Origin of the sequence: Streptomyces sp. NPDC048473 (assembly GCF_043200155.1) — a bacterium.
GTDB lineage: Bacteria > Actinomycetota > Actinomycetes > Streptomycetales > Streptomycetaceae > Streptomyces.
Genome location: NZ_JBICXE010000001.1, coordinates 56,460 through 72,046, shown reverse-complemented (window position 1 = coordinate 72,046; position 15,587 = coordinate 56,460). Strand labels below are relative to the sequence as shown.

Genomic DNA, 15,587 nt, shown 5'->3' with positions numbered 1-15,587 from the left:
GCCTCCTTGGGTGTGTCGAATTCCCGCTCTTCCGGCATGAATTCCAGCCCCTTCGGCGTTTGAGGCGCGGGGTCCGGGGCGGAGCTCCGGTTCGGGAAGAGTGGGGTCTCCCCTGCTCGAAGGGAGTTGAGAACTGGGGGACGGGTAGAGGAAAGGCCCGCCGCAGGCGCACGCACCCCGCTCACTCGTCCCCCTCCAGATCGCCTTCGAGCTCCAGATACGTGGCCCGCAGCCGCTCCAGCGTCTCCGCGTCCGGCTCCGCCCACAGCCCCCGCTCGGCCGCCTCCAGCAACCGCTCCGAAATCCCGCGCAGCGCCCAGGGGTTGGACTTCTGCATGAACTCCCGGTTCTCCGGGTCGAACACGTACTCCGCCGACAACTTCTCGTACATCCAGTCGTCGACCACCCCCGCCGTCGCGTCGTACCCGAAGAGGTAGTCCACGGTCGCGGCCATCTCGAAGGCGCCCTTGTACCCGTGTCGCCGCATGGCAGCCATCCACCGCGGATTCACCACCCGCGCCCGGAACACCCGGTGCGTCTCCTCGCCCAGCGTCCGCGTCTTCACCTGGTCCGGCGTGGCGCTGTCGCCGACGTACGCCTCGGGCGACTCACCGGTCAGATGCCGCACCATGGCGACCATGCCGCCGTGGTACTGGAAGTAGTCGTCGGCATCGACCAGGTCGTGCTCACGCGTGTCGACGTTCTTCGCCGCCACCGCGATCCGCCGGAACGCCGTCTCCATGTCCCCGCGCGCTGCCCGCCCGTCGAGCCCGCGCCCGTACGCGTAACCGCCCCACACCGCGTACACCTCGGCCAGATCCGCGTCCGACCGCCAGTTCCGCGCGTCGATCAGCGGCAGCAGCCCCGCCCCGTACGCCCCCGGCTTCGACCCGAAGATGCGTGCCGTGGCCCGACGCCGGTCGCCGTGCTCCGCCGTGTCCTCATCGGCGTGCGCCCGTACGTAGTTGGCGTCGGCCGGCTCGTCCAGCTCCGCCACCGTCCGTACCGCATCGTCGATCAGCCCCACCACATGCGGGAACGCATCGCGGAAGAACCCGGAAATCCTGACCGTCACGTCAATCCGGGGCCGCCCCAGCTCGCTCACCGGCACGACCTCGAACCCGGTCACCCGCCGTGACGCGTCGTCCCACACCGGCCGGCAGCCGAGCAGCGCAAGGATCTCCGCGATGTCGTCGCCCTGGGTACGCATGGCGGAGGTGCCCCACACGGTCAGGCCGACCGACTTCGGGTAGTCACCCGTGTCGGCGAGATACCGGGCGATCAGGGAGTCGGCCAGTGACTGCCCGACCTCCCACGACAGCCGGGACGGAATCGCCTTCGGGTCCACGGAGTAGAAGTTGCGCCCGGTCGGCAGCACATTGACGAGTCCGCGCGTGGGCGAGCCCGACGGGCCGGCCGGTACGAAGCCTCCGTCCAGCGCCCGCAGAATGTGGTCGATCTCGTCCGTCGTCCGGGCCAGCCGCGGTACGACCTCCTCGCACGCGAAGCCCAGCACGGCCACCGCATCCGGGAGTTCGAAGCCCAGCACGTCCCGCGCCAGCCCCGCTGCGGCCGCGAGGTCCCAGCCGCGCTCCTCCATGCCCTCCGCGAGCCGGCGGCACAGCTGCTCCAGCAGATCGATCGCATCCGCACCGGTGCGCGCCGGGCCGTCGACCAGTTCGGTCAGCTCGACCGGAACCTTCACCGCGGCGCCCGGCTCGGCCAGCAACTCCTTCTCACTGAGCCCGAAGTGCTCGGCGATCGACGCCCGCAGCCCCGGCAGCGCGTTCGCTGTTCCACCCCACACCTGGGAGGCGCGCAGCACGGCCAGCACCAGGTTGACCCGGGCCTCGTCGACCGGACCGCCGCCGAGGATGTGCAGGCCGTCCCGGATCTGGACGTCCTTGATCTCACAGAGGTAGCCGTCGATGTGCATGACGAACGAGTCGAAGGCGTCGTCGCCGGGCTGTTCGTCGACATGGAGGTCGTGGTGCAGCTCGGCGGCCTTCACCAGTGTCCAGATCTGCGCCCGCACCGACGGAGCCTTCGTCGGGTCGAGATCGCTGACGAGCGCGTACTCGTCGAGCAGCTGCTCCAGCTTGGCCAGGTCGCCGTAGGTGTCGGCGCGCGCCATCGGCGGCACCAGATGGTCCACCACCGTGGCGTGCCCACGCCGCTTGGCCTGGGTGCCCTCGCCCGGGTCGTTGACGATGAACGGGTAGATCAACGGCAGTTCGCCGAGTACGGCATCGGGGCCGCAACCGGCGGACAGGCCAAGACCCTTGCCCGGCAGCCACTCCATCGTGCCGTGCTTGCCCATGTGGACGACGGCATCCGCGCCGAAGGAGTTCTCCAGCCAGCGGTACGTCGCCATGTAGTGGTGCGACGGCGGCATGTCCGGGTCGTGGTAGATCGCGATCGGGTTCTCGCCGAAGCCGCGCGGCGGCTGGATCAGCACCACCACATTCCCGAACTGCAGCGAGGCGAGGACGATGTCGTCCCCGTCCACGTACAGCGAGCCCGGCGGCTCGCCCCAGTGCTCCAGCATCGAGTCGCGCAGCCCCGGTTCCAGCTTGTCGAACCAGGCCCGGTAGTCGGCGAGCGCCGCGCGCGCGGGGGCTGCCGCGAGCTGCTCCTCGGTCAGCCACTCCACGTCGTGGCCACCGGCGTTGATGAGACGGTGGATGAGCTCGTCGCCGTTGTCGGGGTGCCCGTCGACTCCGTAACCGGCGTCGCGCAGGGCGTCCAGGACCCGTACCGCCGATGCGGGCGTGTCCAGGCCGACGGCGTTGCCGACGCGCGAGTGCTTGGTCGGGTAGGCGGTGAAGACGAGGGCGAGCTTCTTCTCGGCGTTCGCCTTGTGCTTCAGGACGGCGTGGCGCACCGCGATTCCGGCGACGCGCGCGGCCCGTTCGGGGTCGGCGCGGTACACCGGTACGTCGTCGGGGCCCTGCTCCTTGAAGGAGAACGGGACGGTGATCAGACGGCCGTCGAACTCGGGGATCGCGACCTGCATCGCCGCGTCCATGGGGGACAGCGCGGCGTCCGACGCGTCCCACGCGGCGCGCGAGGAGGTCAGGCACAGGCCCTGCAGCACCGGGACGTTCAGATCGGCGAGCGCGCCGATGTCCCAGGCCTCGTCGTCGCCCCCTGCGGAGGCGTCGGACGCACGGGTGCCGCCTGCCGCGAGCACGGTGGCGACCAGGGCGTCGGCCCTGCCGAGCAGCTCGTAGAGACCCGCGTCCGCGCCGCGCAGCGAACCGCAGTACACGGGCAGGGCGTTGGCGCCGCGCGCCTCGACCGCGTCGCAGAGGACGTCCACGAACGAGGTGTTCCCGGACAGCTGGTGCGCCCGGTAGAACAGCACGCCGACGGTCGGGCGGCCCTCGACGAACTCGCGGCTGCCGTGCAGGCCCCACTCGGGCATCTTCTGCGGCTCGGCGAAGCCGTGGCCGGTCAGCAGGACGGTGTCGGAGAGGAAGCGAGCCAGTTCGACGAGGTTTCCGGGGCCGCCCTGCACGAGGTAGCGCAGCGCCTCGGCGACCACACCGGCGGGTACGGACGACTCGGCCATCAGCTCCGCGTCCGGCACGGCCTCGCCGCCCAGCAGCACGGTCGGGATGCCGGACGCCTTGAGGACGGCCAGCCCGTCCTCCCAGGCGCGCTTGCCGCCGAGCAGGCGGACGACGGCGACGGAGGAACCCTCGATCAGCGCGGGGAGTTCCTCGTGGGCGTCGATGCGGGTGGGGTTGCCGATCCGGTACGGCGCGCCGGAGGCGCGGGCGGCGAGGAGGTCCGTGTCGGCGGTCGACAGCAACAGCACGGTGCTCATAGGGGCGTTCATGCGCGTGCTCCAGGTGCTCCGGGGGCGATGAAGGGAAGTCCTGACGGTGCGCCCGACTCGATGAGCCGCAGCAGCGCGTCGGTGTCCGCGTGTTCTTCGATGAGGTCGCCGAGGCGGTCGAGCTGTTCCTCACGCAGCGCGGCGAAGCCGGTGTCGGGGGCGGGGACGAAGCGCCGGCCGGCGGCCCGCGCGACCTCGGTCAGGAAGCGGCGGCGGAATTCGTCGCTCTCCAGCGAGCCGTGCCAGTGGGTGCCCCACACGGCGCCGACCCGGCAGCCGTCCAGGAACGGCTCGCCGCCGCGTACATCCGCGACGCCGTGGTGGATCTCGTACCCCTCGACAGGGGCGCCGAGCGCCTCGCCGACGGGGCGGGCGAGGGTCTTCTCGCGGTCGAAGCGGATGCGTACGGGCAGCAGGCCGAGGCCGTCGATGTGCCCGGCCCTCGACTCGACCTCGTCCTCGATGTGTTCGCCGAGGATCTGGAAACCGCCGCAGATACCGAGGACCGGCCGGCCCTCGGCGGCACGCCGCACCAGGGCGTCGGCGAGGCCGCGCTCGCGCAGCCAGGCCAGCGCCTTCACGGTGCCGCGGGTGCCCGGCACGATGACGAGGTCGGCGTCGGCCAGTTCCTCGGCGCGGTCCACGAACCGGACGACGACGCCCGGTTCGGCGGCCAGCGCGTCCACATCGGTGAAGTTCGACATCAGGGGTACGGCGCACACCGCGACGCGCAGTACGTCATCGCCGTGCGGCGGCGCGACGACCGATTCGCGTACGGCCCCGCGCAGCGAGACCCGCAGGCCGTCCTCCTCGTCGATGCCGAGGCCGTGGGCGAAGGGCAGCACCCCGTACGTCTGCCGCCCGGTGATCCCGCGCAGCATCTCCAGGCCGGGCTCCAGCAGCGACACATCGCCGCGGAACTTGTTGACCAGGTATCCCGCGATCAACGACTGGTCCTCGGCGTCGAGCAGCGCCGTCGTACCGAAGAACGAGGCGAAGACACCACCGCGGTCGATGTCACCGACGACCACCACCGGGAAGCGCGCGGCCCGTGCGATGCCCATGTTCACGATGTCCGTGCGCCGCAGATTGATTTCGGCCGGACTGCCCGCCCCCTCGCAGATCACTGCGTCATACGTGCCCCGAAGCTGCTCCAGACAGTCCACGACCGTGGAGAGAAGCGCTTCCTGCCTGCCCCCGTGGTAGCCGCGTGCGCTCATCTCGCCCACCGGTCTGCCCATCAGGACGACCTGGCTGGAGCGGTCGCTGCCGGGCTTGAGCAGGACCGGGTTCATCAGCGCGGTCGGCTCGACCCGGGCGGCCTGGGCCTGCATGGCCTGGGCGCGCCCGATCTCGGCGCCCTCGCGGGTGACGAACGAATTCAGCGACATGTTCTGTGCCTTGAAGGGCGCCACCTTCACGCCCCGGCGCACGAGCCAGCGGCAGATACCTGCCGTGACAACACTCTTGCCCGCGTCCGAGGTGGTCCCGGCGACCAGCAGCCCGCCGCTCATGTCCGTCTCCGTCCTGCGGCCTGAAGTCCTGTGACCTGAAGTCCTGTGACCTGAAGTCCTGCGGCCTGAAGTCCTGCGGTCTGAAGTCCTGCGGTCTGAAGTCCTGCGATCCGACGTCCCGCGATCCGTCGTGCGGCGAGGCCCGCACCCAGTCGTCCCGCCACGCACACGCCGAGGGTCAGCGCACTCACCCGGCGCGACAGCCGTACCGCGCGTTCGATGTCCTCGGTCTCCACCGCCCGGCCCGTCTCCCCGTTGAGTACGGGACGGTGCTCGACCCGGCCGCCGTACGCGAGGGTCCCGCCGAGCCGTACGCCGAGCGCACCCGCGAACGAGGCCTCCACCGGGCCCGCGTTGGGGCTCGGATGCTTGGCCGCGTCGGCCCGCCACGCCCGTACCGCTCCACGTGGCCGCCCCCCGGCGGCCACGGCGAGCAGGGCTGTGAGCCGGGCACCCGGCCAGCCCGCGAGGTCGTCGAGGCGGGCCGAGGCCCAGCCGTAGCGCCGGTGCCGGGGCGACTTGTGACCGACCATGGCGTCGAGGGTGTTGGCGGCCCGGAAGCCGACGAGCCCGGGCACACCGGCCAGCGCACCCCACACCAGGGCGCCGACCACGGCGTCCGAGGTGTTCTCGGCCACGGACTCCACCACGGCGCGGGCGATCTGCGGCCCGTCGAGAGACTGCGGGTCGCGCCCGCACAGATGTGGCAGCCGCTCGCGGGCCAGCTCGATGTCACCGGCGGCCAGAGCGCCGCCGATCGCCCGGGCCTCACGCCCCAGGGACGTACCGCCGACGACGGACCAGGTGGCGGCCGCGGTCAGTGCGACGGAGGCGGCGGGGTGGCTGCGTACGGCACGGGTGATCAGCGCGGCACCACCCGCGGCGCCTCCGGCGCAGACGAGTGTGTGCAGCGCGCCCCACCCGCGGTGGTCGCGCCACAGACGGCGCTCGACGCCCGCTGCGGCCCGCCCGAAGGCGGCGACCGGATGTCCCCTGCGGGGGTCACCGAGCAGCAGATCGCCGATCAGACCGGCCGTGGCGCCGTACGCGAAAATGCGGTCGGCACGCACGGCTCAACCGGCCGTTACGCCTCGAAGGACCTTCGTACAGGAGGCGGCTCTCGTAGAGAGCGCCACAGCAACGGACGCACGGCAGCCAGGCATGGCGATATGTCCTCACTCAGGGTCCGCGCCCTGGTTCGACGTGACCGGCGACGAGAGTCTCCTGGCTTCCGGATCCGCAGTTCCCCCGGCCTTCCAACCCGCTCGCGCGTGCCGTGACTTCCGGTGTGGGGGACTGCTCCCCGGTGACAGTGGCGGGACCGCGCCGGATTCGCACCGGACTTCCTCTGCTGTCGCCGTAATTGGCTCCGGCAGTCCACCACGCTCCGCGAACGCCCGTCAACTTGCCGTTGACCTGCGACGGTGCAGTGTGCTGAGCCCCACATCGGGCCGGGCACACCACGACGGACCGGACACACGAGATGTGTCCGGTCCGTCGGGGGAGTGCGCGGGGGAGGGCTCAGGCGACGATCAGATAGATCCCGTACGCGACCGCCGCCGCGCACAGCGCGAAGCAGGCGTACGCGCCGGCACGGGCCAGCAGCAGCGAGCCGCCGGAGCCGCCCTGTGCCGCCGGTTCGGGCTGCTTGGAGAGACCGACGATGCCCAGGGTGAAGAGACCCACCAGCGCGACGGTGACGACGAGGGAGACGCCGAAGACGGAGCCGAGGGCTGCCCAGTCGATGTTCATGCTGAATCCTTAGACGGCCTGATGAGGCGGCTGGCCTAGACGGTGGCCGGTCGCGCCGGGTCCTGGGTGGTTCCGGCCGGGGCCGGAATGGTGGTCTTGAGCTCCTGGGCCGTTGCCTGGGCCACGGTGGGCGGCGGGCTGACGGCGGCGATGGCCGTGGTGACGACGCCCGCGGGTTCGGCTTCGCCGTCCGTCGGCGCGACATCGCCGTGGCCGACCGGCTTGCGGCGCGACAGCAGCCAGATCGCCCCGGAGCCCGCGATCAGCAGCGCCGCGACGACGACGACACCCCAGGTGCCCTGCTTGGTGAGGAATTCCGCGCCCGCGCCGACCAGTCCCGCGGCCGGCAGGGTCAGACCCCAGGCGACGAACATCCGGGTGGCGGTGGACCAGCGGACCACGCCGCCCCGGCGGCCGAGGCCCGCGCCCATCACGGCGCCGGAGCAGGACTGGGTGGTGGAGAGGGAGAAGCCGAGGTGCGAGGAGGCCAGGATGACCGTGGCCGCACTGGTCTGGGCGGCGAAGCCCTGCGGCGGCTTGAGCTCGGTGAGGCCGCTGCCCATGGTGCGGATGATGCGCCAGCCGCCCAGGTAGGTGCCGAGTGCGATGGCCGTACCGGCACAGACGATGACCCAGACCGGCGGGTTGGAGCCGGGGTGCAGGACGCCACCGGTGACCAGGGCCAGGGTGATGATGCCCATGGTCTTCTGCGCGTCGTTGGTGCCGTGGGCGAGGGAGACCAGTCCGGCCGAGGCGATCTGACCGGCGCGGTAGCCCTTGGCGGTGGCCTTCTCCTGGGCGTCGTTGCGGATCTTCCCGCTGATCCGGTACGTCAGTCTGGTGGCCAGCAGCGCGGCCAGACCGGCGACGATCGGGGCGGCGAGCGCGGGGAGCAGCACCTTGGTGACGACGGTGCCGCCGTTGACCGACGACCAGCCCGCCGACATCACCGCTGCGCCGATCAGTCCGCCGAACAGAGCGTGCGAGGAGCTGGACGGAAGTCCGACCAGCCAGGTCAGCAGATTCCACAGGATGGCGCCGACGAGTGCCGCGAAGATGACTTCTGTCCGCAGCCCGTCCTCGTTGATGATCCCGCCGGAGATCGTCTTGGCGACCTCCACCGACAGGAACGCGCCGACGAGGTTGAGAACGGCGGACATGGCCACCGCTGTCTTCGGTTTGAGTGCGCCGGTCGAGATGGTGGTCGCCATCGCGTTGGCGGTGTCGTGGAAACCGTTCGTGAAATCGAACACTAGAGCTGTCACGATCACAATCGCGAGTAGCAGCGTGATGTGTTCCATTTACCCAGGCAATCGTTCGACGTCATTGGCACGTGGACCGTAGGCAACCTGAATGAACGGAAGATGAACTGGACAGGGCGTTGTGGTGACTCAAGTCGGGGTGGGGTCGTTCCGTTTGTCCTCCGCGGGGCGGGGCGGGCCGGGCGTGGGGCCGATTCGGGCCCGATTCGGCCCCACGCCACCCCTTTTGTGAACTTCTCCGGTTTGTGACTTATCCGACCGATCGCATGCCTGTTCGCCTCCTTGACTGGAAGGATCTCCATATGAGCGATCAGCAGCGGGACGCGATCGAACGTGCCTGGGACGGTGTCGTCGCCACCGCCCGCAGGACGGCGGCGGACGGCCTCGTCGTCGGAACCTCGGGAAATGTGTCGGCACGGGTCGGCGGGACGGTCCTGGTCACCCCGAGCGGAGTGCCGTACGACCGGCTCCGCCCCGAAGACGCCGTCGGCGTCGATCTGGAAGGCAACCGCGTCCTCGGCGAACTGGCCCCGACCAGCGAACTCCCGCTCCACCTCGCGGTCTACCGGAGCAGCGACGCGGCCGCCGTCGTGCACACCCACGCGGTGCACGCCACGGCCGTCTCCACCCTGGTCCCCGAGGTCCCGTCGGTCCACTACGCCGCCGCCATGCTCGGGGGCCCCGTCCGGGTAGCGGCCTATGCGCGCTACGGGACCGAGGAGCTGGCCGAGAACATGCTCGCCGCTCTGCAGGGCCGTACGGGCTGCCTGCTCCAGAACCACGGAACCGTGACCTACGGAGCGACCCTGGACGAGGCGTACGACAGGACCGCCCAGCTGGAATGGCTCTGCCGGCTCTGGCTCACCGCGAGCTCTGTCCCCGGACACTCGCCGACGCTGCTCTCCCCGGCCCAGCTGCGCGATGTACAGGAGGCACTGAAGGGATACGGACAACCGGACCGACCCGACCCCGGCGGGTCCTTTTGACTCGAACATCCCGTCGGCCGACCCGTCTGATCCGTCCGCCCCGGCCCCGGCACCGGACGGCCCCCGTCCGCTGGCAGGGGGTGGCGCACCCCGCGACACTGAAGCCGTGCGCCCGGCAACAGTCACGGCAGCAGCCGTCACCACGATTCTCGGCGTCGGTGCGGCAGCGGTCGCTGCCGGCCGGTACGCCAGCGACGCCGTTCTCAGGGCGCCGTCCGGACGGCCACTCCCCGCCGACCGCAGACTCACCGTGCACGCCACGGCGGCCGGGCAGGTCACCCTGACCCGCTCCTTCGCCGCCCTGCGGCCCGGTACGTACGGACTCGTGGGCGACGACGTCCACGCCGTCGTGGGGCCGGTGATCGAACACGCCCACCACGCTCCGGACACCGTCGTCCGCAGACTGGAACGCGTCAACCGCGGCAGCCTGGAAACCGGCGCCAAGGTCCGTATCACCCCGCAGCTGCACAGCGGCGATCCCTCCTCGGCCCTCGGCCTCGATCACAAGGAAGTCGAGGTCCCCGGCGAACTCGGCTCCCTGCCCGCCTGGTTCCTGCCCGGCCCCCGCGACACCTGGGTCATCACCGTGCACGGCCTCGGCACGACCAGGGAACACCCCCTGAACGTCATGGAGTTCCTGCACGATCTGCGTCTGCCCGTGCTGGACCTGGCCTACCGCGGCGACGCCGGAGCTCCGCGTTCCCCGGACGGCCTCGCCCACCTCGGCGAATCCGAATGGCGCGACCTGGACGCGGCGATCCGCTTCGCCATGCGGTACGGAGCCGAGAAGGTCGTCCTGCACGGCTGGTCCACCGGCGCCTCGATGGCGCTGCACGCGGCCGTCAACTCCGCGCTCCGCAACCGGATCTGCGGTCTCGTCCTCGACTCCCCGGTCCTGGACTGGGCCACCACGCTGCGCGCCCTGGCCGTCGCCCGCGGTGTCCCGACGGCGCTGCTGCCGCTCGCCGTCCGCGCCGCCCAAGGACAGACCGGGCTGCACGGCGCCCGGCTCCTGGACAGCTCCCTCGCACCGGCGCTGCATGTCCCGACCCTGATCTTCCACGGCCCGGACGACACCCTGGCCCCCTGGCAGCCGTCCCGCGATCTCGCCGCCCGCCGCCCGGACCTGGTCGCCCTGCGCGCCGTACCGCAGGCTCCGCACGCGGCGATGTGGAATGCCGACCCGGTCCACTACGAAGAGGCCCTGCGCCGCTTCCTCACGCCCCTGATGTGACCTGATGCGAGGGATCGGCCGATTGGTTCCGGGCCCCGCCCGCCGCCCCCTCCACTGCGAATTCGGGTTCCGTTTGGGCTTTCGGGCCGTCAGGGGCAAGACTGCTCCCCGTGACGTCCCGTACCCCGCGCGACTCCAGGCTGCGACTTGTCCGCCCGCGACCCCTTGCCACCGCTCGCAAGGCCGTGACCACCCGGCGCACCAGGCCGGCTCCCCGCCCCCCGGAGGGCACCCCGCCCAGGGCGGAACTGGCCCGCCAGGCCAGGACGGCCCTTGCCGACGCCGTACGGATCGCCCGCTGGGCAGCCGACGGCGCGGTCCCCGGCGCGCCGCCACTGGCCGCCCAGGCTCTCGAACGGGCCGCGACAGCCCTGGAGTTGTCCCCGGCCCAGGTGCGCTACGGCTGGGACCGGGCCCGGCTCGCCGGTCTCGTGGAACTGCACGGCGACACCGCACGCCCCGGCTGGCGGCTGCGCGCCTGGGACCGCGACGACTCCGCCGTGCTCCGCGGCTGGGTGGCGCTCTTCGACGCCTGGTCGCTCGTCCACCCCGCGCCCGAGGGCATCGAGTCCACCGCAGTCGCAGAGGCCGTCGAGGCCGTGCCGCAGGTGCTCTCCCTCCTCCAGCTCTCGGCCGGCCCGGTCACCGTGCCCGCCCTCCTGGACCTGCTCGGCCAGCGCGTCGCGGAACTCCACGAGGAGCGCTGCGAGGTGCCGTACGGACCGCAGGCGCTGCCCGCACCAGCCGAATCCGCCCCCGCCGCGCACCCCGCCGCCCTGGTCGCCCTCCTTCTCGACTGGGCCCTGGAGGGACTGGCCGCCGTAGGCGCGCTCACCCTCGGCGCCGGACACGCCACCCTCACCCCGCTCGGCAACTGGGCGGTCTGGGTCAAGCTGGAACAGATCTGCGTCGCGGCCCAGAGTCCGGCCGGGAACATCGAGCAGTCCGCCGCCGACATGCTGCTCGGCTGCGCACGCCTCACCCCCGGCCCGGCCCGCGCGGAATACCGCGCCTGGCTCGCCGCCCGCCCCGTCGGCAGCGCCGTCTCCGAGCTCCTCGCCGTGGCCCGAGGCGAGGACGCGCTGCTGCGCGGGCTCGCCTTCGAGGCGCTCCGGGTCGTCGGCGCCCCCGCAGAGCCCGAGGTGCGCTCCGTCGTCGGCGATCCCTCGCTGCGCCCCTATGCGCTGCTCTGGCTGGCCGAGTACGACGGAAGCGACCCCGACGACGCCCAGGACGTCCTCAGCCGGGAGGAAGCCACCTGGCTCTGGGTCGACACCGCCGCGGCCGTCGCCGACCACGGCGAGACCGGGCTTCTGGTCCGCCATCTCGACTCGGCCGTCCAGGGCACGGTGCCGGCGCTGCTGGACGAGGTACGGGCCGTCGGCCACCCCCGCACCGTGCAGGTCCTGGTGGCCCTGGCCGCCGCGCACCCGGACCCCGCACTGGCCAAAGCGGTGCGCCGGGCCGCGTTCCAGGTGCACACGGGCGGCGCGTAGCGCGGGTGAGTCCGCGTCGGACGGGCTTGTCTTCAAGCCCGTCCGGCCGTCAGTCCGCCGACCCCGGTGCGTATGTCCCGAAGGTCCACACATTGCCCTCCCCGTCCCGCGCCATGTAGTCGCGCGAGCCGTAGTCCTGGTCCGTGGGCGGCATCAGGATCTCCACCCCGTGCTCCACGGCCCGGGCGTGGTGCGCATCGACCTCGTCCACCACGACGTAGACACCGGCCGGGCCCGCGCCCTGCATCGCCTTGGCGAAGGCACCCTCGCGGCCCTTGGAGCCCAGCATCACCCTGCCGTTGCCGCAGGACAGCTCCGCATGGAGCACCGTGCCGTTCTCGCCCTCGTACACCGCTTCCTCGGTGAAGCCGAGGCCCTCCGTCAGCGTCCTGATCGCGGCCTTCGCGTCGTCGTACAGAATCGTCGGATAGATCGTCGGAACGCCGGCCGGTGCGCCTGCCATTGCGCTCACCCCTTTTCGTACTCCCGTGACCCAATTCTGTGATCTGCGTCTCAGTCTTCCACCGGCTACTGACAACGGCTCGGCTCAAGAGGCCCGGCTCGGACGGTCAAACTGCAATGGCCCGGCTCAGCGGAAGGTGTTGCAGTCGGCCATGTCGCCGCTGCGGAAGCCGGTGGTGAACCACTGCTGCCGCTGCGCGGCCGAGCCGTGTGTCCAGGACTCCGGCGTGACCCGGCCCTGGAACTTCTCCTGGATCCGGTCGTCGCCGACCGCGGCCGCCGCGTCGAGCCCGTCCCGGATGTCCGCCTGTGTCAGGGAGGTGATCAGCGGCCGCCCGGTCAGTTCGTCGGGCGTGGTCGTCGCGTGATGCGCCCAGACCCCGGCGTAACAGTCCGCCTGCAGTTCCACCTTGACCGCATTGCTGTTCGCGCCGGTCCGGCTGTCCTGCGCGCGGCTCAGCGTCCCCATCAGGTCCTGCACATGGTGCCCGTACTCATGGGCGACGACGTACGCCTGGGCGAACGGGCCACCGCTGGAGCCGAACTTCGTCCGCAGCTCGTCGAAGAAACCCAGGTCCAGATAGACCTTCCGGTCACCCGGGCAGTAGAACGGTCCGACCGCCGAGGTCGCCGAGCCGCATGCGGTGCCGACCCGGTCGGTGAACAGGACCGTCGGCGCATCCGTGTATGTCCCGCCGCGTCGCCGGAACTCCTGCGTCCAGTAGTCCTGCACGCTGTTGACCACCGCGACGGTCCGGCAGTCGTCCCTGGTGTTCGCGTCCTGTCCGGTCCGGCAGGACTGCTGCACCTGCGCCGCCGAGGACGCGGTCGCCGTCGTGCCCGAGCCGCCGGACGACAGGCCGAGCTGATCGGGGCCGACGCCGAAGAGCAGCCCCAGGATCAGGGCGATGAGACCGGCGATGCCGCCGCCCACGGTGGCCTTGCCGCCGGGGATACGGCTGCCGCGCACATCCTGGACCTCGGACGTGTCCAGATCGGCGTCGTCGTCGAACTGCATGGGGCACCACCCTCTGCTCCGGCCGTGGTGGGCTCACCACCTCCGCCGAGTATTGGGTAGTTCACACTGCAATGCCCTTTTTCGTCGCGCGGTGGAGTGGAGCGGCAGCGCTGAGCGAGTTTTCGGCAAGTGCCGTGAGCGCATGCGGAAAAGCAGTTGCACACCGCCAGTAGAATGACCCGTATGGCAATTCTCCTTGTGCATGAGTAACGGCGTCGAGTCGAACTCTGTACTCGTCCCGTCCGCCGTCCATACCGCCCTGGAGTTTTACCGTGATCACCGCTTCCGGCATCGAGCTGCGCGCCGGCGCCCGCATCCTCATCGAGTCCGCCTCCTTCCGTATCGCCAGGGGTGACCGCATCGGCCTCGTCGGCCGCAACGGAGCGGGCAAGACCACCCTCACCAAGTGCCTCGCGGGCGAGGGCAACCCCGCCGGCGGCACCATCACCCGCTCCGGCGAGGTCGGCTACCTCCCGCAGGACCCGCGCACCGGCGACCTCGACGTACTCGCCCGCGACCGCATCCTCTCCGCCCGCGGTCTCGACGAGATCCTGCGCAAGATGCGGGAGAACGAGGAGCGGATGGCGAACGGCAAGGGTGCCACCCGCGAGAAGGCGATGAAGAAGTACGAGCGCCTGGAGACGGAGTTCCTCACCAAGGGCGGTTACGCCGCCGAGGCCGAGGCCGCCACCATCGCCGCCGCGCTCAGCCTGCCCGACCGGGTGCTCGGACAGCCGCTCCATACGCTCTCCGGCGGTCAGCGCCGCCGCGTCGAGCTGGCCCGCATCCTGTTCTCGGACGCCGACATCCTGCTGCTCGACGAGCCGACGAACCACCTCGACGCCGACTCGATCGTCTGGCTGCGCGACTACCTCAAGACCTACCGCGGCGGCTTCATCGTGATCTCCCACGATGTCGAGCTCGTCGAGACGGTCGTCAACAAGGTCTTCTACCTCGACGCCAACCGTTCGCAGATCGACGTCTACAACATGGGCTGGAAGCTCTACCAGCAGCAGCGCGAGGCCGACGAGAAGCGCCGCAAGCGCGAGCGGCAGAACGCCGAGAAGAAGGCCGCGGCCCTCAACTCGCAGGCCGACAAGATGCGCGCCAAGGCCACCAAGACCGTCGCCGCGCAGAACATGGCCAAGCGCGCCGAGCGGCTGCTCTCCGGTCTGGAGGCCGTCCGGGTCTCCGACAAGGTCGCCAAGCTGCGCTTCCCCGAGCCCTCGCCGTGCGGCAAGACCCCCCTGATGGCGGAGGGTCTTTCCAAGTCATACGGCTCGCTCGAAATCTTCACCGATGTGGATCTCGCCATCGACAAGGGCTCCCGCGTCGTCATCCTCGGCCTCAACGGTGCGGGCAAGACCACCCTGCTCCGGCTCCTCGGCGGCGCCGAGAAGCCGGACACCGGCGAGGTCATCGAGGGCCACGGACTCAAGCTCGGCTACTACGCCCAGGAGCACGAGACCCTCGACCCGGAGCGCTCCGTCCTGGAGAACATGCGCTCCGCCGCCCCGGACCTCGATCTCGTCGAGGTCCGCAAGACGCTGGGCTCGTTCCTCTTCTCCGGCGACGACGTCGACAAGCCCGCCGGGGTGCTCTCCGGCGGTGAGAAGACCCGTCTCGCGCTGGCGACCCTGGTGGTCTCCTCCGCCAATGTGCTGCTCCTGGACGAGCCGACGAACAACCTCGACCCGGCCAGCCGCGAGGAGATCCTCGGCGCGCTGCGCACGTACAAGGGCGCGGTCGTCCTCGTCACGCACGACGAGGGGGCGGTCGAGGCGCTCCAGCCGGAGCGGATCATCCTGCTGCCGGACGGGGTCGAGGACTTGTGGGGCGCGGACTACCGGGACCTGGTCGCGCTGGCCTGATCCCGGCCCCGTCACCGTCTGATCCACTTCGTCTGGATCATTCGGCCTACGCGTGATCCATCATCTGCGTGAGTACGTCTCGTACCTCGGCGCGGCGCCCGGCAGATACCTGCCGGGCGCACCCATTTGGGGCCGCAATCCCCGTGTG

General features: G+C 71.0%; 11 protein-coding genes and 1 riboswitch. Of the genes, 4 read left to right on the top strand and 7 right to left on the bottom strand.

Annotated elements, in window-relative coordinates:
* Nucleotides 1-181: 181 nt before the first annotated feature.
* From cobN to ACGFU7_RS00330, 5 genes are all read right to left on the bottom strand, one after another.
* Nucleotides 182-3,832, bottom strand: coding sequence for a cobaltochelatase subunit CobN (cobN, locus tag ACGFU7_RS00350; RefSeq protein WP_393691795.1), 3,651 nt, complete (start codon nt 3,830-3,832; stop codon nt 182-184).
* Nucleotides 3,833-3,840: 8 nt separating this feature from the next.
* On the bottom strand, nt 3,841-5,358 hold the full coding sequence (locus ACGFU7_RS00345; RefSeq protein WP_393690787.1) for a cobyric acid synthase: 1,518 nt from the start codon (nt 5,356-5,358) through the stop codon (nt 3,841-3,843).
* Nucleotides 5,355-6,428 carry a cobalamin biosynthesis protein gene (locus tag ACGFU7_RS00340; protein ID WP_393690785.1) on the bottom strand — a complete coding sequence of 358 codons (1,074 nt, stop codon included), beginning with the start codon at nt 6,426-6,428 and terminating at the stop codon, nt 5,355-5,357. Before ACGFU7_RS00340 ends, ACGFU7_RS00345 begins: the two co-directional genes overlap by 4 nt.
* A 147-nt stretch (nt 6,429-6,575) precedes the next feature.
* Nucleotides 6,576-6,708, bottom strand: a riboswitch (cobalamin riboswitch).
* 171 nt (nt 6,709-6,879) lie between these two features.
* The gene (locus ACGFU7_RS00335) at nt 6,880-7,110 is read right to left on the bottom strand and encodes a hypothetical protein (protein ID WP_393690783.1); all 231 of its coding nucleotides are present in this window, start codon (nt 7,108-7,110) and stop codon (nt 6,880-6,882) included.
* 35 nt (nt 7,111-7,145) lie between these two features.
* Nucleotides 7,146-8,411 (bottom strand): anion permease, encoded by a 1,266-nt coding sequence (locus ACGFU7_RS00330; RefSeq protein WP_393690781.1) that lies wholly within the window; start codon nt 8,409-8,411, stop codon nt 7,146-7,148.
* A gap of 263 nt (nt 8,412-8,674) precedes the next feature.
* On the opposite strand from ACGFU7_RS00330, the gene ACGFU7_RS00325 reads away from it, so the two are divergent.
* The 3 genes from ACGFU7_RS00325 to ACGFU7_RS00315 all read left to right on the top strand — a co-directional run bounded on the left by ACGFU7_RS00325 (nt 8,675) and on the right by ACGFU7_RS00315 (nt 12,088).
* Nucleotides 8,675-9,358: a class II aldolase/adducin family protein gene (locus tag ACGFU7_RS00325; RefSeq protein ID WP_393690779.1), complete on the top strand. Its 684-nt coding sequence runs from the start codon at nt 8,675-8,677 to the stop codon at nt 9,356-9,358.
* 106 nt (nt 9,359-9,464) lie between these two features.
* Entirely contained in the window at nt 9,465-10,592 is a 1,128-nt protein-coding gene (locus ACGFU7_RS00320) for an alpha/beta hydrolase (protein WP_393690777.1), read from the top strand.
* Between the two features lie 185 nt (nt 10,593-10,777).
* Entirely contained in the window at nt 10,778-12,088 is a 1,311-nt protein-coding gene (locus ACGFU7_RS00315) for a hypothetical protein (RefSeq protein WP_393691793.1), read from the top strand.
* A 49-nt stretch (nt 12,089-12,137) separates the two neighbouring features.
* Here ACGFU7_RS00315 and ACGFU7_RS00310 read toward each other — a convergent pair whose 3' ends face one another.
* Nucleotides 12,138-12,551: a VOC family protein gene (locus ACGFU7_RS00310; protein ID WP_393690775.1), complete on the bottom strand. Its 414-nt coding sequence runs from the start codon at nt 12,549-12,551 to the stop codon at nt 12,138-12,140.
* Between the two features lie 126 nt (nt 12,552-12,677).
* A complete protein-coding gene (locus ACGFU7_RS00305) occupies nt 12,678-13,568 on the bottom strand; it encodes a neutral zinc metallopeptidase (RefSeq protein ID WP_393690773.1) in 891 nt (296 codons plus the stop codon).
* 272 nt (nt 13,569-13,840) lie between these two features.
* Here ACGFU7_RS00305 and ACGFU7_RS00300 point away from each other — a divergent pair, with 272 nt between their 5' ends.
* Nucleotides 13,841-15,439 carry an ABC-F family ATP-binding cassette domain-containing protein gene (locus ACGFU7_RS00300; RefSeq protein ID WP_393690771.1) on the top strand — a complete coding sequence of 533 codons (1,599 nt, stop codon included), beginning with the start codon at nt 13,841-13,843 and terminating at the stop codon, nt 15,437-15,439.
* The last annotated feature ends 148 nt before the right edge of the window (nt 15,440-15,587 follow it).

What these genes read in the sequence shown, in the direction of transcription:
- ACGFU7_RS00345 (WP_393690787.1), bottom strand. Translation starts at nt 5,358, where the DNA reads ATGAGCGGCGGGCTGCTGGTCGCCGGGACCACCTCGGACGCGGGCAAG.
- ACGFU7_RS00330 (WP_393690781.1), bottom strand. Translation starts at nt 8,411, where the DNA reads ATGGAACACATCACGCTGCTACTCGCGATTGTGATCGTGACAGCTCTA.
- ACGFU7_RS00325 (WP_393690779.1), top strand. Translation starts at nt 8,675, where the DNA reads ATGAGCGATCAGCAGCGGGACGCGATCGAACGTGCCTGGGACGGTGTC.
- ACGFU7_RS00335 (WP_393690783.1), bottom strand. Translation starts at nt 7,110, where the DNA reads ATGAACATCGACTGGGCAGCCCTCGGCTCCGTCTTCGGCGTCTCCCTC.
- ACGFU7_RS00310 (WP_393690775.1), bottom strand. Translation starts at nt 12,551, where the DNA reads ATGGCAGGCGCACCGGCCGGCGTTCCGACGATCTATCCGACGATTCTG.
- cobN (WP_393691795.1), bottom strand. Translation starts at nt 3,832, where the DNA reads ATGAGCACCGTGCTGTTGCTGTCGACCGCCGACACGGACCTCCTCGCC.
- ACGFU7_RS00305 (WP_393690773.1), bottom strand. Translation starts at nt 13,568, where the DNA reads ATGCAGTTCGACGACGACGCCGATCTGGACACGTCCGAGGTCCAGGAT.